18 protein-coding genes are annotated in these 20,403 nt (G+C 74.0%); 16 read left to right on the top strand and 2 right to left on the bottom strand.

Annotation, left to right across the window (positions count from 1 at the left end; all coding sequences use genetic code 11):
* The first annotated feature begins 3 nt into the window (after positions 1-3).
* From H9L09_RS08220 to H9L09_RS08175, 10 genes are all read left to right on the top strand, one after another.
* Positions 4-675: a TetR/AcrR family transcriptional regulator gene (locus H9L09_RS08220; protein WP_343065208.1), complete on the top strand. Its 672-nt coding sequence runs from the start codon at positions 4-6 to the stop codon at positions 673-675.
* On the top strand, positions 672-1,469 hold the full coding sequence (locus tag H9L09_RS08215; protein WP_187580149.1) for a TIGR03084 family metal-binding protein: 798 nt from the start codon (positions 672-674) through the stop codon (positions 1,467-1,469). The genes H9L09_RS08220 and H9L09_RS08215 overlap by 4 nt, the downstream gene beginning before the upstream one ends.
* On the top strand, positions 1,466-3,361 hold the full coding sequence (locus H9L09_RS08210) for an acyclic terpene utilization AtuA family protein (RefSeq protein ID WP_187580148.1): 1,896 nt from the start codon (positions 1,466-1,468) through the stop codon (positions 3,359-3,361). The genes H9L09_RS08215 and H9L09_RS08210 overlap by 4 nt, the downstream gene beginning before the upstream one ends.
* Positions 3,358-4,515, top strand: coding sequence for an acyl-CoA dehydrogenase family protein (locus tag H9L09_RS08205; RefSeq protein ID WP_187580147.1), 1,158 nt, complete (start codon positions 3,358-3,360; stop codon positions 4,513-4,515). Before H9L09_RS08210 ends, H9L09_RS08205 begins: the two co-directional genes overlap by 4 nt.
* Entirely contained in the window at positions 4,512-6,122 is a 1,611-nt protein-coding gene (locus H9L09_RS08200) for an acyl-CoA carboxylase subunit beta (RefSeq protein ID WP_187580146.1), read from the top strand. The genes H9L09_RS08205 and H9L09_RS08200 overlap by 4 nt, the downstream gene beginning before the upstream one ends.
* Entirely contained in the window at positions 6,122-8,179 is a 2,058-nt protein-coding gene (locus H9L09_RS08195) for an acetyl/propionyl/methylcrotonyl-CoA carboxylase subunit alpha (protein WP_187580145.1), read from the top strand. The genes H9L09_RS08200 and H9L09_RS08195 overlap by 1 nt, the downstream gene beginning before the upstream one ends.
* Positions 8,176-9,336, top strand: a complete 1,161-nt coding sequence (locus H9L09_RS08190; protein ID WP_187580144.1) for an acyl-CoA dehydrogenase family protein — start codon at positions 8,176-8,178, stop codon at positions 9,334-9,336. The genes H9L09_RS08195 and H9L09_RS08190 overlap by 4 nt, the downstream gene beginning before the upstream one ends.
* 81 nt (positions 9,337-9,417) lie before the next feature.
* On the top strand, positions 9,418-10,167 hold the full coding sequence (locus H9L09_RS08185) for an enoyl-CoA hydratase family protein (RefSeq protein ID WP_187580143.1): 750 nt from the start codon (positions 9,418-9,420) through the stop codon (positions 10,165-10,167).
* Positions 10,168-10,349: 182 nt separating this feature from the next.
* Positions 10,350-10,892 (top strand): SigE family RNA polymerase sigma factor, encoded by a 543-nt coding sequence (locus H9L09_RS08180; RefSeq protein ID WP_187580142.1) that lies wholly within the window; start codon positions 10,350-10,352, stop codon positions 10,890-10,892.
* Positions 10,889-12,223, top strand: a complete 1,335-nt coding sequence (locus tag H9L09_RS08175) for a hypothetical protein (RefSeq protein WP_187580141.1) — start codon at positions 10,889-10,891, stop codon at positions 12,221-12,223. Before H9L09_RS08180 ends, H9L09_RS08175 begins: the two co-directional genes overlap by 4 nt.
* Before the next feature lie 99 nt (positions 12,224-12,322).
* Here H9L09_RS08175 and H9L09_RS08170 read toward each other — a convergent pair whose 3' ends face one another.
* Together H9L09_RS08170 and H9L09_RS08165 are read right to left on the bottom strand one after the other, a co-directional pair.
* Complete coding sequence (locus H9L09_RS08170) at positions 12,323-13,294, bottom strand: SPFH domain-containing protein (protein ID WP_187580140.1); 972 nt, start codon at positions 13,292-13,294, stop codon at positions 12,323-12,325.
* A complete protein-coding gene (locus tag H9L09_RS08165; protein ID WP_187580139.1) occupies positions 13,291-13,545 on the bottom strand; it encodes a hypothetical protein in 255 nt (84 codons plus the stop codon). The genes H9L09_RS08170 and H9L09_RS08165 overlap by 4 nt, the downstream gene beginning before the upstream one ends.
* A gap of 175 nt (positions 13,546-13,720) precedes the next feature.
* Here H9L09_RS08165 and H9L09_RS08160 point away from each other — a divergent pair, with 175 nt between their 5' ends.
* From H9L09_RS08160 to H9L09_RS08140, 6 genes are all read left to right on the top strand, one after another.
* Positions 13,721-15,874, top strand: coding sequence for a HelD family protein (locus H9L09_RS08160; RefSeq protein ID WP_246456361.1), 2,154 nt, complete (start codon positions 13,721-13,723; stop codon positions 15,872-15,874).
* A 326-nt stretch (positions 15,875-16,200) separates the two neighbouring features.
* Entirely contained in the window at positions 16,201-18,120 is a 1,920-nt protein-coding gene (locus H9L09_RS08155) for an anthranilate synthase family protein (RefSeq protein WP_187580137.1), read from the top strand.
* Positions 18,121-18,131: 11 nt separating this feature from the next.
* Positions 18,132-18,710 (top strand): anthranilate synthase component II, encoded by a 579-nt coding sequence (locus H9L09_RS08150; protein WP_246456359.1) that lies wholly within the window; start codon positions 18,132-18,134, stop codon positions 18,708-18,710.
* Entirely contained in the window at positions 18,707-19,303 is a 597-nt protein-coding gene (locus tag H9L09_RS21980; RefSeq protein ID WP_246456358.1) for a hypothetical protein, read from the top strand. The genes H9L09_RS08150 and H9L09_RS21980 overlap by 4 nt, the downstream gene beginning before the upstream one ends.
* Entirely contained in the window at positions 19,186-19,995 is an 810-nt protein-coding gene (locus H9L09_RS08145) for an anthranilate synthase component I family protein (RefSeq protein ID WP_246456357.1), read from the top strand. The genes H9L09_RS21980 and H9L09_RS08145 overlap by 118 nt, the downstream gene beginning before the upstream one ends.
* Positions 19,996-20,057: 62 nt before the next feature.
* Entirely contained in the window at positions 20,058-20,363 is a 306-nt protein-coding gene (locus H9L09_RS08140) for a hypothetical protein (RefSeq protein ID WP_187580135.1), read from the top strand.
* Positions 20,364-20,403: the final 40 nt, after the last annotated feature.

Here is a 20,403-nt window from a genome sequence, read left to right as displayed (position 1 = left end):
CGGGTGAGCGTGACGACCGGCACCCGGGTGCCGCAGGAGGAGCGGACCCGGGCGATGCGGCAGCGGCTGCTCGAGGCGACCGTGGAGTGCCTGGTGGACAGCGGCTGGAGCGGTACGTCGACGACGCTGGTCAGCCAGCGGGCCGGAGTGTCCCGCGGGGCGCAGCTGCACCACTTCCCGAGCAAGAACGACCTCGTGCTGGCCGCCGTGGGCCACCTGGCCGAGGTGCGCGGCGAGGAGCTCCGGCAGGCCGCGGCGGCGCTGCCGGACGGCCCGCGGCGCACCCGCGCGGTGCTGCAGATGCTCGCCGACCACTTCACCAGCCCGGTGTTCACCGCCGCGCTCGAGCTCTGGGTCGCGGCCCGCACCGACCCGGCACTGCACGAGGCGCTGGCCCCGCTCGAGCAGCGGATCGGCCGGGAGACGCACCGCTGGACCGTGGAGCTGCTCGGCGCCGACGAGGCCCGGCCGGGCGTCCGCGAGCTCGTGCAGTCCACGCTCGACCTGGTCCGCGGGCTCGGGCTGGCGAACACGATCACCGACGACGCTGCCCGACGCGCCCGGATCCTCGACGAGTGGGCCCGGGTCCTCGACGACCGGCTCGGCCCGGCCGCACCGGAGCGCGCCCGACGCGACGCACCGGCCGGCCCGGCCGGGGAGGAGGCGGCCCGATGAGTGCGCTCGAGGTGGTCCTGACCGACCTGGAGGCCGAGGGCGCACAGCTCGACCGGCTGGTCGCGCCACTGCCCGACGACGACACCGGCTGGCGGGCCCCGACGCCGGCCGCCGGCTGGACGGTCGCCCACCAGGTCGCGCACCTGGCCTGGACCGACGAGACCGCGGCGACGGCGGCCACCGACAAGGCCGCCTGGGACGCCACCGTGCTGGAGGCCGTCGACAACCCGGACGGCTTCGTCGACGCGGAGGCGCAGTCGGGTGCACAGGTCCCTGCGGCCGAGCTGCTGGCGCGTTGGCGGGCCGCCCGGTCCCGGCTGGCCGAGGTGCTCCGCGTGCTCCCGGAGGGGCAGAAGATCCCTTGGTACGGCCCGCCGATGAGCGCCACCTCGATGGCCACCGCCCGGTTCATGGAGACCTGGGCGCACGGCCGGGACGTCGCTGCAGGGCTCGGGGTCGAGCTGCCGCGCGAGGACCGGGTCCGGCACGTGGTGCACCTCGGCGTGCGCACCCGCGGCTACGCCTTCGCCAACCGGGGCGTCGAGGTGCCGACCGTCCCGGTGCACGTGTCGCTGGTGCTCCCGGGCGGCGACCTGTTCGAGGCCGGGCCGGCCGACGCCGCGCAGTCGGTGCGCGGGTCGGCGTACGACTTCGCGCTGCTGGTCACCCGCCGCGCGCACCGCGACGACCTCGACCTGACGGCGACCGGCCCCGACGCCGACCGCTGGCTCGACGTCGCGCAGGCGTTCGCCGGTCCGGCCGGCGAGGGCCGCACCCCCCGGGCGGCGCCATGACCGGCCCCGGCCCCGGCCCCGCGAGCTCGCCGCTGCGAGTCGGCAACTGCAGCGGCTTCTACGGCGACCGGCTGTCCGCGATGCGCGAGATGCTCGAGGGCGGCTCGCTCGACGTGCTCACCGGCGACTACCTGGCCGAGCTCACGCTGCTGATCCTCGGCAAGGACCAGCTGAAGGACCCCGCGCTCGGCTACGCCCGGACCTTCGTCCGGCAGGCCGAGGAGTGCCTCGGGCTCGCCGTGGAGAGGGGGGTCCGGATCGTCGCGAACGCCGGCGGCCTGAACCCGGCCGGTCTCGCCGACAGGCTCCGCGAGGTCGCCACCGGCCTGGGCCTCGACGTCACGATCGCGCACCTCGACGGCGACCAGCTGCTCGACCGCGCCGACGAGCTCGGGCTGACCGACCCCCGGCTGGGCAAGCCGCTCACCGCCAACGCCTACCTCGGCGCGTTCGGCATCGCCGCCGCCCTCGGCGCCGGCGCCGACGTCGTCGTCACCGGCCGGGTCACCGACGCCTCCCTCGTGGTCGGTCCGGCCATCGCCCGGCACGGCTGGACGCGGACGTCGTACGACGAGCTGGCCGGTGCCACGGTCGCCGGCCACATCATCGAGTGCGGCACCCAGGCCACCGGCGGGAACTTCTCCGGCTTCCGCGACCTCCACCCCGACACCGCGCCGCTCGGCTTCCCGGTCGCCGAGGTCGCCGCCGACGGCTCCTGCGTCATCACCAAGCACGACGGCACCGGCGGCGCGGTCACCGTCGACACGGTGACCGCCCAGCTGATGTACGAGATCCAGGGCCCCGCCTACCTCGGCCCCGACGTGACCACCCACCTGGACACCATCGAGCTCTCCATCGACGGAACCGACCGGGTCGGCGTCTCCGGGGTCCGCGGCTCCGCGCCGCCCGAGCAGCTCAAGGTCTGCCTGAACTTCCTCGGCGGCTTCCGCAACATGGCCGAGCTCGTCCTGGTCGGGCTCGACATCGACGCCAAGGCCGACTGGGCCCGCGCCCAGGTCGAGGCCGCCCTCGCCGCCCGGCCGCCCGCCGCCGTCGAGTGGTCGCTGGCCCGGACCGACCGCGAGGACGCCGCGACCGAGGAGACCGCCTCCGCCCGCCTGCGGATCAACGTCCGCGATCCCGACCCGCAGGTCGCCGGCAAGGGGTTCACCGCCCCGCTCGTCGAGCTGGCGCTGGCGTCCTACCCCGGCTTCACCCTCACCGCCCCGCCGGCCCCGGCCACGCCGTACGGCGTCTACCGCGCCGGCTACGTCCCCCGCGACGCCGTCACCGAGCGCGTGCTGGTGGAGGGGAACCCGGTGCCGGTCCGGCGGACTGCGCCCGACGGAGGGGGCGGGGACACCCGCTCGCTCGTTCCTCGCTCGCCCGCCATGCCCGGGCCCCAGCCCCGCCCCCTCCGCCGTGCTCCGTCCGCCTCGCAGCCGGCGGGGGGTGTCCCCGCCGGCGCTGCGGTGCGCAGTCCGGCGGCCGGGCCCCAGCCCCGCCCCCTCCGTCGTGCTCCGTCCGCCTCGCAGCTGGCGGCGGGGCCGACGCGCAGGGCGCCGCTGGGCACGATCGTGCACGCGCGCTCCGGCGACAAGGGCGGCGACGCCAACATCGGGCTGTGGGCGAGGGACGCCGCGGCGCGCCCGGACCGAGTGGCCTGGCTGCTCGACCTGGTGACGCCGGCGCTGGTGAAGCGGCTGCTGCCGGAGGCGGAAGACCTGCACGTCGAGGTCTTCGACCTGCCCAACCTCGGCGGGGTCAACGTGCTGCTGCACGGGCTCCTCGGGGAGGGCGTCGCCGCGTCGTCGCGCTTCGACCCGCAGGCCAAGGCGCTGGGCGAGTGGATCCGGTCCCGCCACGTCGACATCCCGGAGGCCCTGCTGTGAGCGGATTCTGGACCGTGGAGCAGGAGGCGCTGCGCGAGAGCGCCCGGGCGTTCGTGCGCGCGGAGGTCGTCCCGCACCTGCAGGAGTGGGAGGACGCCGGCGAGGTCCCGCGCGACCTGCACGTCAAGGCGGCGAAGCTCGGTCTGCTCGGGCTGGGGGTTCCCGAGGAGTACGGCGGCAGCGGCGGCACGTTCCTGGACGCGCTCGCCGTCAGCGAGGCGTTCACCGACGCCGGCGCCTCGAGCGGGCTGCTCGCGGCGCTGTTCACCAGCGGGATCGCGCTGCCGCACCTGGTCGCTGCCGGCGACCCGGACCTCGTGGACCGGTTCGTCCGGCCCACGCTGGCCGGCTCGACGATCGGCGCGCTGGCGATCACCGAGCCGGGCGGCGGCTCCGACGTCGCGAACCTCCGCACCACCGCCGTACGCCGCACCGACCCCGGCGGCGACCACTACGTGGTCAACGGCGCCAAGACGTTCATCACCTCCGGGGCGCGCGCCGACTTCGTCACCACCGCGGTCCGCACCGGCGGCCCCGGCCACGCCGGCATCAGCCTGCTGGTCGTGGAGAAGGGCACGCCCGGCTTCGAGGTCACCCGGTCGCTGACCAAGATGGGCTGGCACTGCTCGGACACCGCGGAGCTGTCCTTCACCGACGTCCGGGTGCCGGCCGCGAACCTGGTCGGGGCGGAGGGCACCGGCTTCGCGCAGATCGCGGACGCCTTCGTGGTCGAGCGGCTCGCCCTGGCCGCGCACGGCTACGGGATCGCGGCGCGCTCGCTGGACCTGGCCGCGGCGTACGCCCAGGACCGGCAGACGTTCGGGAAGCCGCTCGCGGCCCGCCAGGTGGTCCGGCACAAGCTCGTCGACATGCACCGGCGGGTCGACGTGGCCCGGACCTACACCCGCGACGTCGCCCGGCGGCACGTCGCGGGGGAGAGCCCACTGGTCGAGGCGCTGCACGCGAAGGCGACCGCCGTGGAGACCGCGGAGTGGGTCTGCAGCCAGGCGGTGCAGATCTTCGGCGGCGCCGGCTACATGCACGGGACCGAGGTGGAGCGGCACTACCGCGACGCCCGGATCCTCGGAATCGGAGGAGGAGCCACCGAGGTGCTCAACGACCTGAACGCCAAGCTGCTGGGCTACACCGCATGAGCGTCGACGCCGGCCCCGAGGCGGGCACGCGCCGGGCGGCGATGCTGGAGAAGCTCGCGGCGCTCGACGCCGAGCACGCCAAGGCGGTCGAGGGCGGCGGGGAGAAGTACGTCGCCCGGCACCGCGCGCGGGGCAAGCTGACCGCCCGGGAACGGATCGAGCTGCTCCTCGACGAGGGGTCGGCCTTCCTCGAGCTCTCCCCGCTGGCCGGCTGGGGGACCGACTTCCCGGTCGGCGCCTCGGTGGTCACCGGGATCGGGGTGGTCGAGGGCGTCGAGTGCATGGTGATCGCCAACGACCCGACCGTCCGCGGCGGCGCCAGCAACCCGTGGACGGTGAAGAAGGTGTTCCGGGCCGCGCAGATCGCCCGCGAGAACCGGCTGCCGAGCATCAACCTGGTCGAGTCCGGCGGCGCGGACCTGCAGACCCAGCGGGAGATCTTCATCCCCGGCGGCGCGCTGTTCCGCGACCTCACCCGGGCCAGCGCGGCCCGCACCCCAACCATCGCGCTGGTGTTCGGCAACTCCACCGCCGGCGGCGCCTACGTGCCCGGGATGAGCGACTACGTGGTGATGGTCAAGGAGCAGGCCAAGGTGTTCCTCGGCGGCCCGCCGCTGGTGAAGATGGCCACCGGCGAGGAGTCCGACGACGAGTCGCTCGGCGGCGCGGAGATGCACGCGCGCACCTCCGGGCTGGCCGACTACCTCGCCCTCGACGAGCGCGACGCGATCCGGATCGGCCGCCGGATCGTGGCGCGGCTGAACCACCGCAAGGCAGTCGGCGTCCCGGGCCCGCCCGGCCGGCCGGGCTTCGCCGAGCCGGAGCAGGACCCCGAGGGGCTGCTCGACCTGATCCCCGTCGACCTCAAGGAGCCGTTCGACCCGCGCCAGGTGATCGTCCGGATCTGCGACGGGCCGGGGCCGGGCAACGAGGTGGTCTTCGACGAGTTCAAGCCGCTCTACGGCCCCAGTCTGGTCACCGGCTGGGCGCGGCTGCACGGGCGGCAGATCGGCATCCTCGCCAACGCGCAGGGGGTGCTGTTCAGCGAGGAGTCTCAGAAGGCGGCGCAGTTCATCCAGCTGGCCAACCAGGTCGACGTACCGCTGCTGTTCCTGCACAACACCACCGGCTACATGGTCGGCAAGGAGTACGAGCAGGGCGGCATCATCAAGCACGGCGCGCTGATGATCAACGCGGTCAGCAACTCCACGGTGCCGCACCTCTCGATCATGATGGGCGCCTCCTACGGCGCCGGGAACTACGGCATGTGCGGGCGCGCCTACGACCCGCGGTTCCTGTTCACCTGGCCGAGCGCGAAGTCCGCGGTGATGGGGCCGGCCCAGCTCGCCGGCGTGCTCTCGATCGTGTCCCGGCAGGCCGCGGAGGCCAAGGGGCAGCCGTACGACGAGGAGGCCGACGCGCAGATGCGGGCCTATGTCGAGCAGCAGGTCGAGGAGCAGAGCCTGCCGTTCGTGCTCTCCGGGATGGTCTACGACGACGGCGTCATCGACCCCCGCGACACCCGCACCGTGCTGGGCCTCTGCCTGTCCGTGATCGAGAACGCCCCGATCCGGGGCACCGACCGCTTCGGCGTCTTCAGGATGTGATGCGAGTGCCCACCATCGAGCGGCTGCTGGTCGCGAACCGCGGCGAGATCGCCCGCCGGGTGTTCCAGACGTGCCGCGACCTCGGCATCGGCACGGTCGCCGTGCACTCCGACCCCGACGCGGGGCTGCCCTTCGTCGCCGAGGCGGACCTCGCGGTCCGGCTCCCCGGCAGCACCCCCGCGCAGACCTACCTGCGCGGCGACCTGGTCGTCGCGGCCGCGCTGCGCACCGGCGCGGACGCAGTCCACCCCGGCTACGGCTTCCTCTCCGAGAACGCCGACTTCGCCCGGCAGGTGATCGCGGCCGGGCTGACCTGGGTGGGGCCGCCGCCGGAGGCGATCGAGCAGATGGGCTCCAAGGTCGGCGCCAAGAAGCTGGTCTCGGCCGCCGGGGTGCCGGTGCTCGAGGAGCTCTCGCCCGAGGCGCTCACCGCCGCGGACCTGCCGGTGCTGGTGAAGGCGTCCGCCGGCGGCGGCGGCCGGGGCATGCGGGTGGTCCGCGCGCTCGCCGACGCCGCCGCGCAGGTCGAGCGCGCCGCGCACGAGGCCGCCTCGGCGTTCGGCGACCCGACCGTCTTCTGCGAGCCCTACGTCGAGCGCAGCCGGCACGTCGAGGTGCAGGTCTGGGGCGACCACCACGGCACCGAGGTCGTGGTGCTCGGCGCCCGGGACTGCTCGGTGCAGCGCCGGCACCAGAAGGTGATCGAGGAGGCGCCGCCGCCCGGGATCGCCGAGGAGACCCTGGAGGCGATGTACGCCGCGGCCCGAGCCGCCGCGCTGGCGGTCAGCTACGTCGGGGCCGGCACCGTGGAGTTCCTCTACGACCCGGGCACCGCGCGGTTCTGGTTCCTGGAGATGAACACCCGGCTCCAGGTGGAGCATCCGGTCACCGAGTGCGTCTACGGCGTCGACCTGGTCGCGCTGCAGATCGAGGCCGCCGAGGGCGGTCGGCCGGCCCCGCGGCCCGGGACGCCGCGCGGGCACGCCGTCGAGGTCCGGCTCTACGCCGAGGACCCGGCGGCCGGCTGGGCCCCGCAGAGCGGCCGGCTGACCCGCTTCGACGTGCCGGACGTCGCCGCCGAGCTGGAGCGGCCCGGCGACTTCGGGGTCCGGCTCGACGCCGGGTTCGCCGCGGGAGACGAGGTGGGCACCCACTACGACGCGATGCTCGCCAAGCTGGTCGCCTGGGCGCCGACCCGGGCGGAGGCGCTGCGCCGGCTGGCCGACGTGCTGCGCCGCAGCCGGATCCACGGCCTGCGCACCAACCGGGACCTGCTGGTCGCACTGCTGCGGCACCCGGTGCTGCGGGACGCCGAGATGACCACCACCTTCCTCGACGGCCTCGACCTCGGCGAGCTGCTGGGGCCGGCCGATCCGGACGCGGTCCGGCTCTCCGCGTTCGCGGCGACGGTCGCGCTCGCCGAACGCGCCGCCGCCCACCGCACCGTCCAGGCGGGGATCCCGGTCGGCTGGCGCAACGTCGCCTCCGCCCCGCACAGCACCTGCTTCGAGGTGGCCGGTGAGCAGGTGGAGGTCCGCTGGAGCGGCGGCCGCACCGGATACCGCGCCGCGGACCTCGACCTCACCGTGCTCGCGGCCGGACCGGACCGGGTGGTCGTCGAGCGGGGCGGGCTGCGCCGCACCTTCGAGGTGCACGTCGACCCGGCCGGCCGGCCGGGTGCGGAGCACGTCGACGTCGAGTCCGACCTGGGACATGTCGCGCTGCGACGTACCCCCCGGTTCGCCGACCCCGCCGACCAGGTCGCCACCGGTTCGCTGCTCGCGCCGATGCCCGGCTCGGTGGTCGCGGTGACCGTCGCGGTCGGCGCCGCGGTGGTCGCGGGCCAGCCGGTGCTGGTCCTGGAGGCGATGAAGATGCAGCACACCGTGACCGCCCCGCACGCCGGGACGGTCTCCGCGCTCGCCGTGACGACCGGCGACCAGGTGAGCGCGGGCGCGGTGCTGGCCGTGGTCACGCCGGCGTCCCCCGCGGGCCCGACCCCCGCGCACCCGACCAGCCCTGCCCGCGGCACCACCGACGAAGGAGATCCGGCATGAGCACGTTCACCGAGTCCGACGAGCGCCTGACGCTGCGCAAGGAGGTGGCCAAGCTCGCCGCCGGCTACGGCCGCGACTACTTCGTGAAGCAGGCCCGCAGCGGCGGCAAGACCACCGACCTGTGGCTCGAGATCGGCCGGCACGGCTACCTCGGGGTGGCGATCCCCGAGGAGTACGGCGGCGGCGGGGGCGGCATCGGCGACCTGGCCGCGGTCTGCGAGGAGCTCGCCGCCCAGGGCTGCCCGCTGCTGATGATGGTGGTCTCGCCCGCCATCTGCGGGACCGTGATCGGCCGGTTCGGCACCGAGCAGCAGAAGCGGCGCTGGCTGCCGGGGATCGCCGAGGGCACGACCACGATGGCGTTCGCGATCACCGAGCCGGACGCCGGCTCGAACAGCCACAAGCTGACCACCACCGCCCGCCGCGACGGCGACGAGTGGGTGCTCAACGGCCGCAAGATCTACATCTCCGGCGTCGACGAGGCGCAGGCGGTGCTGGTGGTCGCCCGCGCCGAGGACGCCCGCACCGGCAAGCTGAAGCCGTGCCTGTTCGTGGTGCCGACCGACAGCCCCGGCTTCGAGTTCCAGACGATCGACATGGAGATCGTCAGCCCCGAGAAGCAGTTCACCGTGTTCATCGACGACGTCCGGCTGCCCGCCGACGCGCTGGTCGGTGACGAGAATGCCGGCCTGGTGCAGCTGTTCGCCGGGCTGAACCCGGAGCGGATCATGGCGGCCGCGTTCGCTACCGGGATCGGCCGGTTCGCGCTGGCGAAGGCGACCGACTACGTGAAGGGCCGGGAGGTCTTCGACGTACCGATCGGGGCGCACCAGGCCGTCGCGCACCCGCTCGCGCAGTCCAAGATCGAGATCGAGCTGGCCCGGCTGATGACCCAGAAGGCGGCGGCGCTCTACGACGCCGGTGACGACATGGGGGCCGGGGAGGCCGCGAACATGGCGAAGTACGCCGCCGGCGAGGCCGCCTGCGCGGCCGCGGACCGGGCGGTGCAGGTGCACGGCGGGAACGGGATCACCAGCGAGTACGGCATGGCGGGGCTGCTCGTCGCCTCCCGCGCCACCCGGATCGCGCCGGTCAGCCGGGAGATGATCCTGAACTTCGTCGGCACCCATACCCTGGGCCTCCCGAAGTCCTACTGACCCACCCCGGACGTCGTACGTCGGCGAGGCAAGAGGCCTCGTCCTTCATGACGTCCGGTGAGACGAGCCGAGGAGCGCGCGATGACCGAGCGGGTGCACTACGAGGTGGCCGAGCAGGTGGCCACCCTGACGCTGGACAGCCCGCACAACCGCAACGCGCTGTCGAAGCAGCTGGTCACCGAGCTGCTCGCGGGCTTCGAGCGCGCCGAGGCCGACGACGCGGTCAAGGTGGTGCTGATCCGGGCCCACGGTCGCACCTTCTGCTCCGGCGCCGACCTCTCCGAGGCCAGCGGGGAGGGCATGGAGAAGGCCGCCGGGGTGCTGGTGGACCTGCAGCGCCGGATCGTGACGCTGGCCAAGCCGGTGGTCACGCAGGTGCACGGCAACGTCCGGGCCGGCGGGATCGGGATCGTCGCGGCCTCCGACGTCGCGGTCAGCGCCGAGGACGCGACGTACGCCTTCACCGAGGTCCGGCTCGGGCTGACCCCGGCCGCGATCTCGCTCACCGTGCTGCCCCGGATGACCGACCGCGCCGCCGCCGCGACCTTCCTCACCGGCGAGGTCTTCGACGGTACGGCGGCCGCCGCGATCGGCCTGGTCACCGAGGCGGTTCCGGAGGCCGATCTCGCGACCCGGGTCCGCGAGGTCTGCGCCGCGCTGGTCAAGGGCAACCCGCAGGGGCTCCGCGAGACCAAGCAGCTCCTCGGCCGGCACCTGGTCGAGCGGATCGACGGTGAGGGCGCCGACCTGGCCGCCCTGTCGGCGCGGCTGTTCGGCTCCGACGAGGCGAAGTCCGCGATGCTGGCCTTCCTGAACCGCAAGAAGAAGTAGCCACGTCGGTCTCGGGCACCCCCTGGGGCAACCTTCCGGGCCGCCCACCCGGTACTTCTCCTCGGAGCCGGTGAACGCCGGCCGACGAGGGAGGCGCTGTGAGCACACGAGGTGCCCCGGTGGCACATCACGTCACGACCCGGGAGGCCGATCGGGCTCCCGGGCCCGATCGGGGGAGAGCGATGGGCGAGCGGCCCGACTTCGACGGCTTCGTCGTGGCACGGTCCGGGCGGCTGCTGCGCACGGCGTACCTGCTCACCGGGGAGCACGCGCTGGCCGAGGACCTGCTGCAGACCGCGCTGGCCAAGGCCTGGTTCGGCTGGAGTCGGATCGACGGCGACCCCGAGCCCTACGTGCGCAAGATCCTGGTGAACACCTACGCCTCCTGGTGGCGGCGCAAGTGGCGCGGCGAGCACCCGACCGAGGAGCTGCCCGAATCCGGCCACACCGGGCACCAGGACGCGAGCGACACCAACCAGGACCTCTGGACGGCGCTGGGGCGGCTGCCGCGACGGCAGCGGGCGGTGGTGGTGCTGCGCTACTTCGAGGACCTCACCGAGACCGAGACCGCCCGGCTGCTGGACTGCTCGGTCGGCACCGTGAAGAGCCAGGCGTCCAAGGCGCTGGCCAAGCTGCGGGTGGACCCCTCGCTCAGCGAGCACGGCAGCACCCCACCGGGCCCGGTCCGGGACCACGACGACGTGAACGCGAGGGAGGCACGATGAGGATCGAGGAGCTGCGCAGCACCCTGGAGGGGCGCGCCGAGGAGATCGGGTCCGGCGACGTGCTCGACCGGGTCGGTTCCGTGCACGGCCGGGTCGAGACGGTCCGGCGGCGCCGGCGTACCGCGGTCGTGGCGACCGCGGTCGTCGCGCTGGCCGCCGGCGCGGCCGGGATCGTGCCGGTGCTGGACCACCGGCCGCCGGCCCCCGCCGACGCCCCGGACCGGCTGGCCGGTCTCGGGGTGCCGCGCACCGAGACCGCCGCCGGGTTCACCTACCGCTACGTGCGCGGCCTGGAGTCCGCGCCCGGAGCCGACTCGCTGAAGGCCGAGGTCGGCCGCAGCGACCGGCCGACCCTGGTGATGTGGGCCAGCAGCGACCCCGACCCCGACCTCACGCTGCGGGACCGGCCCGCCGGCGCGCAGGTCGAGCGCAGCCTGACGCCCGGCTTCGAGCGGTTCAGCTACCTCGACCCCGGCGTCGAGCACCGGCTGGTGCTGACCGGCTCCGGCGCCTCCGGGGACGCGCGGCTGGCGATGGCGGTCTACGAGATGGTCGAGCAGCCGCCGCCGGGGGTGAGCAACGGGCAGGTCACCTTCCGCCGTCAGGTGCTCGACCAGCAGCTGCTGGGCGCCGCGATCGAGAAGCCCGGCGTCCGGGAGCTCTCCTTCGACATCCGGGTGCCCGAGCACGGGATGTCGTTCGTCCCGGCCTGCTACGGCGGCGCGACGCGGTGGCAGATGATGTACATCCGGGTCGACGGGAAGCGGGCCGGCGGGGTCAGCTGCGACTCCGAGCCGTCCTACGACCCCGTCGGGCAGGGCAGCAGGTTCGAGACCCCGATCCGCGGGTTGCGGCCCGGCTCGACGGTGACCGTCACCGCGCGGCTCGAGGACCAGCGCAACGAGAAGCCGGTGGGCAGCAGCGACGCCGTGATCGGCCTGGGGGTGTACGCCGAGTCCGCACGGGTCCGGGACCTGGCCGGCTGGCGGGTGCCGGTGGCCTCGGAGTCCGCCGGCCACGAGTACGTCGCCGAGCTCACCCGGGTCTCCGGGCCCGGCGAGCGCGAGGTCACCGTCCGCCTCGACGCCGTCGACTACCCGCGGCTGGTGACGCTGGCCTCGACCGGCACCGGGTCGGGGCGGACGGTCACCTCGCTGCTCGTCGACGGCCGGGAGGAGGCCGGCCAGACGATGAGCGTGGGCGACCCGACCTCGCTGCAGACCGGGTACGTCGTCCAGCCGGGGACCGCGCCCACGTTGACCTACGGGATCCGCGGCAAGCAGCTCGGCGACGTCCAGCTCGGGCTGATGGTCTCCCGGCAGGTGCACTGACCGGGTCTCGCCGGCGCCCGACGTCGGCACTGGCCCCGGCCCCGGATCCCGTCGCGGGGTCGGGGTCGGGGCCGGGGTCGGGGCCGGGTCGGGGTCGGGCTACTGCTGGCCGGTGATCAGGCTGCCGGTGGACGGCTGGTAGGGGTTCTGGCCGTGGTCGATGGCGTACTGGCGCAGGTAGCCGTCCCGGCCGAGCACCTTGATCCGCTCGTTGATCTTGGCCGCCTCCGCCTTCTCCACCGCGATCTGCGCGTTGGCCGCGGCCTCCCGCGCCGCCGCCTCCGCCTCGGCGGCCTTCGCCTTGGCGACCGCCTCCTGCTGCTTGACCAGGGCGTCCTTGATCGCCTGCGGCGGCTCGGGCTTCTGCAGGGTGATCGCGAAGTTGTTGAAGAACTCGGTGTCGCCGTCGGTCTGCCGGTTCACCAGCTCCGGCAGCTGCTCCAGGACGTCCTTCTCCCAGGCCGCCTTCTTCAGCGGGTCGGTGTAGAGCTCGGTGTAGGTGTAGTTCTGGCCGGCCCGGTCGATCGCGGTGTCCAGCGGCCGCGCGATGTACACGTTGAGCATCTGCCTCCAGCCGTCCGAGCGCTGCCCGTCGTCGGTCATGTAGGCCACGTAACGGTTGCCGATCAGCTCGTGGAACCGCTGCAGGGCACCGCCGGGGTAGCGGGTCGAGCCGATCTGGATCGGCTCGCAGGAGGTGTTGAGCAGGAAGTTCGTCACCCCCTCCACCGCCATCTCGATGCCGTCCCGGGTGACGAACGTGATCTGGCCGCCGTCGCTGCCCTGGTCGGCGTCGAAGACGTAGTTGGTCTGCGACGAGGGATAGGCGAAGTGCGAGTCGCCGGGACCGTCGAAAACCCGGTTCGAGGGCGCGATGCAGTCGCCGAACCGCTTGCTGGAGAACGCCCCGCCCTTGTAGTGCAGGGCGACCTGGTCCGGGCCGGTGGAGGCCGTCGACGGCCGCACGAACATCAGCATCCCGAGCAGCACCACCACGACCACCACCACGGCGACCAGCACCTTGGCGGCCGCGCCGCTGCCCTTGCGCCTCGTCGGCAACGAACCGCTCACGGTTCCAGCTCCTTCTTCTCGTACTGTCGGATCTCGTCGATGATGATCGTGGACAGGGCAGGGTCGAGCTCGCGGTTGTCCCAGGCGAGGTCCTTGACCTTGGCGACCAGTGCGCGGAGCAGCAGGTTCTGCCGGCGTACGGCCTCGACGGTGGCGGCGTCCACCGAGCCGGCGACCGCCGCGCTCCTGCCGACCAGGTAGCCGACCGCGCCGGCCAGGATGACGAGCAGCAGACCCACGAAAACAGTCACGACGGCCTCCCCTTGTCCCACCCGGCGCCCTCGAGGCGTCGGCGCACGCAGGTTAACGGAGCGGCGTGCCCGTTGCTGCCGATCAGCGACCTGCACCGATTCCGTGCGAACGGCCCCCGTCACCACGGTAGAGTTGACGGCTCGTTCGTCCCGCACGCGGACGACTGGAGAAACGGTGAGCAGCTTGTCCGTCGAGGTCGCCCACGACACCGTGGCGCAGCAGGAGATCGCCCACGAGCAGGAGTTCGTGGACCGGGTCTACACCCAGCTCGCCCTGTCGACGAAGAACGCCGAGGCGCTGGCCCACGAGGGGTACGGCCGCGGCCGTCTCGGGCACGAGGGCGGGCTCGTCGAGCGGGACGCGATGGTCTTCCAGGCGGCCAAGCGGATCGCCACCCTGAACGCCGCCCACGAGGGGCTGGTCTTCGGCCGCCTCGACCTCGACGAGGTCACCGGCCGCGGCGAGGGGCCCCGCTACATCGGCCGGATCGGGCTGCGCGACGAGAACCGCGACTCGCTGCTGGTCGACTGGCGCGCCCCCGCGGCGGCGGTGTTCTACCAGGCGACCGCGGCCGACCCCCAGGGCGTCGTACGCCGTCGCGTCCTGCGCTGCGTCGCCTCGAGGGTGACCGCCGTCGAGGACGACCTGCTCGACCCTGAGGCCGACGCCGCCGGCGACCTGCCGATCGTCGGCGAGGGCGCGCTGATGGCGCAGCTGTCCCGCGCCCGGGACCGCACCATGCACTCGATCGTCGCCACCATCCAGGCCGAGCAGGACAAGGCGATCCGGGCGCCGAGCAAGGGCGTCGTGTCGATCTCGGGAGGACCGGGCACCGGCAAGACCGTGGTGGCGCTGCACCGCGCGGCGTACCTCCTCTACTCCGACCGCCGACGCTACGAGACCGGCGGCGTGCTCGTCGTCGGACCCTCCGGCGTCTTCATGCGCTACATCGAGCGGGTGCTGCCCTCGCTGGGTGAGACCGCGGTGGCGCTCCGCTCGCTCGGCGAGGTGGTCGACGGGGTCCGCGCCACCCGGCACGACGACCCCGAGGTCGCCGACGTCAAGGGCGGCGCCCGGATGGCCGAGCTGATGCGCCGCCTGGCCCGCCAGGCCGTCCCCGACGCCCCGGCCGAACTGCGCATGTACTACCGCGACGACTGGATCGTGCTGACCTCGGGCGACCTGTCCCGGCTGCGGCGCCAGCTGCTCTCCCAGGGCAAGCGCAACCGCCAGCTGCCCCGCGTGGCCGCCACGCTGCTCGACGCGATGTGGCGCCAGGTGACCGGCGAGCGTGGCCGGGAGCGCGGCAAGGAGGAGTTCGTCGACCAGATGCTCGGGACGCAGGCCTTCGTGGAGTTCGCGCTCACCTGGTGGCCGGTGCTCGACGCCGCCCAGGTGCTCGGCTGGCTCGCCGACCCGGCGCTGCTGGGGCGGATCAGCGAGGGCATCCTGTCCGACGAGGAGCGGGCGCTGCTCAGCCGGACCTGGAGCGACGACTGGTCGGTGGCCGACGTCGCCCTGCTCGACGAGCTGCGCTACCTGCTCGGCGACGCCCCGGAGCGACGCGACGACGAGAACGACCCGCTGGCCCACCTCGTCGACGAGAACATGCCCGAGCTGACCACGATCACCGACCGCGAGTTCAGCCGCGGTCCCGCGATGGTGCGCACCGAGGACGACGGCTACGCGCACGTCCTGGTCGACGAGGCGCAGGACCTCACCCCGATGCAGTGGCGGATGGTCGGCCGGCGCGGACGCACCGCGACCTGGACGATCGTCGGCGACCCGGCCCAGTCCTCGTGGCCGGTGCCCGCGGAGGCGGCCGCCGCCCGTGAGGAGGCGCTGGGCGACAAGGCCCGGCACGACTTCCACCTCTCGACCAACTACCGCAACAGCAGCGAGATCTACGACTTCGCCGCGGCCTACGCCTCCCGCGTCGGCCTCGAGGCGGACCTGCCGCACGCGGTCCGCTCCACCGGCATCGCGCCCGAGGAGCGGCAGGTCGCGGACCTCCGCTCCGGGGTCCGGGAGGCCGTCGCCGAGCTGGCCGACGCCGTCGCCGGGACCGTCGGGATCGTGGTGCCGGTCGCCCGCCGGGCCGAGGTGCAGGGCTGGCTCGACTCCTGGCCCGAGCACGCGGAGGCCGCTGCCGGCGGCGCCGACGCCCGGATCGCGGTGCTGATCGGCCTGGACACCAAGGGCCTGGAGTTCGACGGGATCGTCGTGGTGCAGCCGGAGGAGATCGAGCACGAGTCGGCCACCGGCCGCGCGACGCTCTACGTCGTGCTGACCCGCGCGACCCAGCGGATGATCACCCTCACCGCCTGACCCCCCTGCCGAGTCGGCGCATCTGCAGCGCTGGACCGTGCCGAGTCGGCGCATCTGCAGCGCTGAACCGTGCCGAGTCGGCGCATCTGCAGCGCTGAACCGTGCCGAGTCGGCGCATCTGCAGCGCCGGACGCTGCCGAGTCGGCGCAATTGCAGCGCTGGACCTTGCCGAGTCGGCGCATCTGCAGGGCTGGAAGTGTCCTGTTGGCTGCGTTTGTGCCGATTCGACGGGCGGGTGGGCTGCAGATGCGCCGACTCGGCGGGGTGGGGGGAGGAGGGGTGGGACGACGGCGGCCCGGGGGCGGTGCGTCGGTAGAGTTCCGGGCATGACAGACCCCGGCCCCGCGCCGTCCGCTGCCGCTGCGCTCCGGGCGCTCGAGGCGCTCCAGGGGCACGAGGCGTGGGCGGTGATCCGGCTGCGTGACTCGGCGACCGTGACGCTGGTGGGCGGCCGCCGTACGACGGTGCAGCGGCTCGCCGAGGTCCCCCTCGAGGAGGGAGCCCCGCCGCCGGCGCGCCGGTTCGACCGGCTGCTCGCCGTCCCGTTCCGGCAGGCCGCCGAGCGGGGCTTCGAGGTCCACGACGACGGCACCCCGCTGACCGTCGTGGAGATCGACTCCGAGACCGAGGTCGCGCTGGCCGACCTGCTCGCGGCGCTGCCCGACGAGCCGGTCGAGTTCGAGGACCGTGGCGGCTTCGAGACCTCCGACGAGGAGTACGGCGCCGTGGTCGAGCGGATCATCGGCCAGGAGATCGGCAACGGGGAGGGCGCGAACCTGGTCGTCGGCCGGCACTACCGGGCCCGGCTGCGCGACTGGGACGCGGCCAGGGCGCTGACGGTGTTCCGGCGGCTGCTCGAGCGCGAGCGCGGCGCCTACTGGACCTATTGCTTCTTCACCGGCGAGCGCTACCTGATCGGCGCGAGCCCCGAGCGGCACGTGTCCGTGCACGGCGGCGATGTCCGGATGAACCCGATCAGCGGCACCTTCCGGCTGCCCCGCGAGCAGGACGGTGTCGGGCCGGCCGAGCTGAAGCAGCGGCTGCTGGACTTCCTGGCCGACGAGAAGGAGATCTACGAGCTCTTCATGGTCGTCGACGAGGAGCTGAAGATGATGTGCGACGTCTGCAACGAGGGCGGTCAGGTGCTCGGCCCCTTCCTCAAGCCGATGACGCACCTGGTGCACACCGAGTACCTCCTCGCCGGGCGCACCGGCCGCGACGTCCGCGACGTGCTGCGCGACACGATGTACGCCGCGACCGTCACCGGCAGCCCGGTCGAGAACGCCTGCCGGCTGATCAAGAAGTACGAACCCGAGGGCCGCGGCTACTACGGCGCCGCGCTCGCGCTGCTCGGCCGCGACGCCGCCGGTGCGCCGACCGCGGACTCCCCGATCGTGATCCGCACCGCCGACGTCTCCGTCGACGGGGAGCTCAAGGTCACCGCCGGCGCCACCCTGGTCCGTGACTCCGACGCCGCCTCGGAGGTCGCCGAGACGCACGCCAAGGCCGGCGGCATCCTCTCCGCCTTCGGGCTGGTGCCGGCTCGCACCGAGCCCGCCGAGGGGGTCGCGGACCTCACCCACGACGAGGACGTGCTGATCGCGCTGGCCTCGCGCAACCAGCGGCTCTCGAAGTTCTGGCTCACCGACCAGGGCGGCTCGCCGCCGGCCCCGGAGCTGAAGGGCAGGTCGGTGGTCATCCTCGACGGCGAGGACGACTTCGTGAACATGCTCCGCCACGTCCTGTGGGTGATGGGGATGACCTCGACCGTGGTCCGCCACGAGGACTTCGAGCCCGGGGTCCTCGACGGCCACGACCTGGTCATCGTCGGCCCGGGCCCCGGCGACCCCCGCGACACCGGCCACCCCAAGATCGCCGCGTTCTCCGCCGCGATCGACGGGCTGCTCGCCGCCCGGCAGCCGTTCCTCGCGGTCTGCCTCGGGCACCAGGTGCTCTGCGGCCGGCTCGGCATCGAGCTGGCCTACAAGGACATCGTGTTCCAGGGCACCCAGTCGCGGGTCGAGCTGGACGGCCGCGAGGAGGTCGTCGGCTTCTACAACACGTTCGTGGGCCGTGCCCGGGGGCCGCTCCCGGCCGGGGTCGAGGTCGCCGCCGACCCGGTCACCGGGGACATCCACATGGTCGCCGGGCCGCACTTCCGCGGCATCCAGTTCCACGCCGAGTCGATCCTCAGCGAGCGCGGCTACGACCTGATCCACGACCTGGTCCGGGAGCTGCTGGCGTGAGCCCGGCGGTCGTGCCACGGGTAGTCGTGGTCGACCACTACGACTCCTACACCTGGAACCTGGTGCACCTGGTCGCCGCGGTGACCGGCACGCTGCCGGTCGTCGTGGAGCACGACCGGACCGCGGCGGCGGAGCTCGCCGGCTTCACCCACGTGGTGCTCTCGCCCGGTCCCGGGCACCCCGCGGAGCCGACCGACTTCGCGCTCGGCCGGGCGGTCTTCGACCTCGGCGTGCCGGTGCTCGGGGTCTGCCTGGGCATGCAGGCGCTGGTGCACTGCTTCGGCGGCGCCGTCGAGGAGGCGGTGCCGGCGCACGGCGAGGTCGCGCGGATCAGCCACGACGGCCGTGGCCTGTTCGCCGGGCTGCCCCAGGACTTCGCCGCGGTCCGCTACCACTCGCTGCTCGCCGTCGCGGTCCCCGACTGCCTCGAGGTCACCGCCACCTGCCCCGGCCCGTCGCCCGGGGACGCCCCGGCGGTGATGGGGGTGCGGCACACCTCGCTGCCGCTGGAGGGCGTCCAGTTCCACCCCGAGTCGATCCTCAGCGAGTACGGCGACCGGCTGGTCGCCCGCTTCCTGGAGCCGGCATGAGCCGCGACCCGGCGCGGCTGTTCGAGGACCGGGCCCGCCGGCACGACCGGATGTTCTGGCTGGACGGCGGCGGGTCCCGGCCCTGGTCGGGCAGCCGGTCGATCATGGGCTTCCTCGCCGAGGACGACCTCTCCCTGACGTACGACGCCGCCGCCCGCGTGGTGACCCGGCACCGGCACGGCCGCAGCGAGCCGGTCGGCGAGGACGTCTTCGCCACCCTCGAGCGGGAGGTCGCCCGCGACGCCGGGGACCCGTCGGTGCACTGGGTCGGCTACCTCGGCTACGCCTGCCGCACCGACCTGCCCGCCCGCCCGGCGCGGTCGGTGCCCGACGCCGTCTGGATGCGGCTGCGCGACCCGCTGGTCGTCCAGCACCCGCCGACCACGCCGGCCACGCCGACCACGCCCACCGGCCCCCCGAGGACGCTCCGGCGCCGCCCGACCTCGGAAGCGACGGAACCGGCGCGCCCGACCCGGTGCCGCCCGACTACGTGGCCGCGTTCGAGCAGGTGCAGGCCGAGCTGCGGCACGGGAACAGCTACGAGGTCAATCTCACCTACCGCGAGCGGCTCGGTGCCCGGCCGGACCCGGTGACGACGTACCTCCGGCTCCGGCGCGCCAACCCGGCCCCGTACGCCGGCTACCTGCAGCACCACGGCACCGCGCTGCTCAGCTCGAGCCCGGAGCGCTACGCCACGCTCGACCGGCACCGGTGGATCGAGGCGCGGCCGATCAAGGGCACCACCGCGCGCGGGGAGACCGGGGCCGAGGATCAGCGGCTGGCCGAGCACCTGCGGCGGGACCCGAAGTTCCGCGCCGAGAACCTGATGATCGTCGACCTGCTCCGCAACGACCTCTCCCTGGTGTGCGACCCCGGCACGGTGACGGTGCCCGAGCTCATGCAGGTGGAGTCCTACCCGTCGGTGCACCAGCTGGTCTCCACGGTCCGCGGACGGCTGCGCACCGAGGTCGGCACGGTCGCGGCGCTGCGGGCGCTGTTCCCGGCCGGGTCGATGACCGGCGCGCCGAAGCTGCGCACGATGCAGATCATCGACCGGGTGGAGGCGACCCCGCGCGGGGTCTACGCCGGCGCGTTCGGCTGGGTGTGCGCCGACGGCCGCGCCGACCTCGGCGTCGTGATCCGCAGCCTGGTCGCCGAGCGGGCCGGCGACGGCGGCTGGGGCTACGAGCTGGGCACCGGCGGCGGGATCACGGTCCGCTCCGACCTCGTCGAGGAGTACGCCGAGACCCGGTGGAAGGCCGCCCGGCTCCTCGCCGTCCTGTGACCACGCCCCGGGAGGAGGCGCCCGGGCGGTGTGAAGGCCGCCGGTCCGGGTAGGACCCGGACATGACTGCACCCGGCCAGGAACCCGACGAGATCATGACCGCCACGCCCGGCGGCGACGACGACGCCACCGCGGACGTCGCCCCGCCGAACCTCGACGCGGTCGGGGACAGCCACATGCCCGCGGACCTGCGCGAGGCGGAGCGGGAGCGCGGCGGCGACGCCCGGGACGAGGCGGAGCGGCACCGCGACGAGGCGGAGCGGATCCGCGACGAGGCGGCGCGCGAGCAGGCCGAGGGCACCAGCGGCACCGGCGGCACCGGGGACGCCCCGGCCGGCGAGCACGCCGACGACCCCCAGGACCGCTGACCGACCCGCAGGACCACTGACCGCCGCCGGGCCAGACCCG

This window comes from Nocardioides mesophilus (assembly GCF_014395785.1).
Lineage (GTDB): Bacteria > Actinomycetota > Actinomycetes > Propionibacteriales > Nocardioidaceae > Nocardioides_B > Nocardioides_B mesophilus.
The sequence above is the reverse complement of the archived record's forward strand: the minus strand, read 5'-3'. Positions and strand labels throughout refer to the sequence as shown.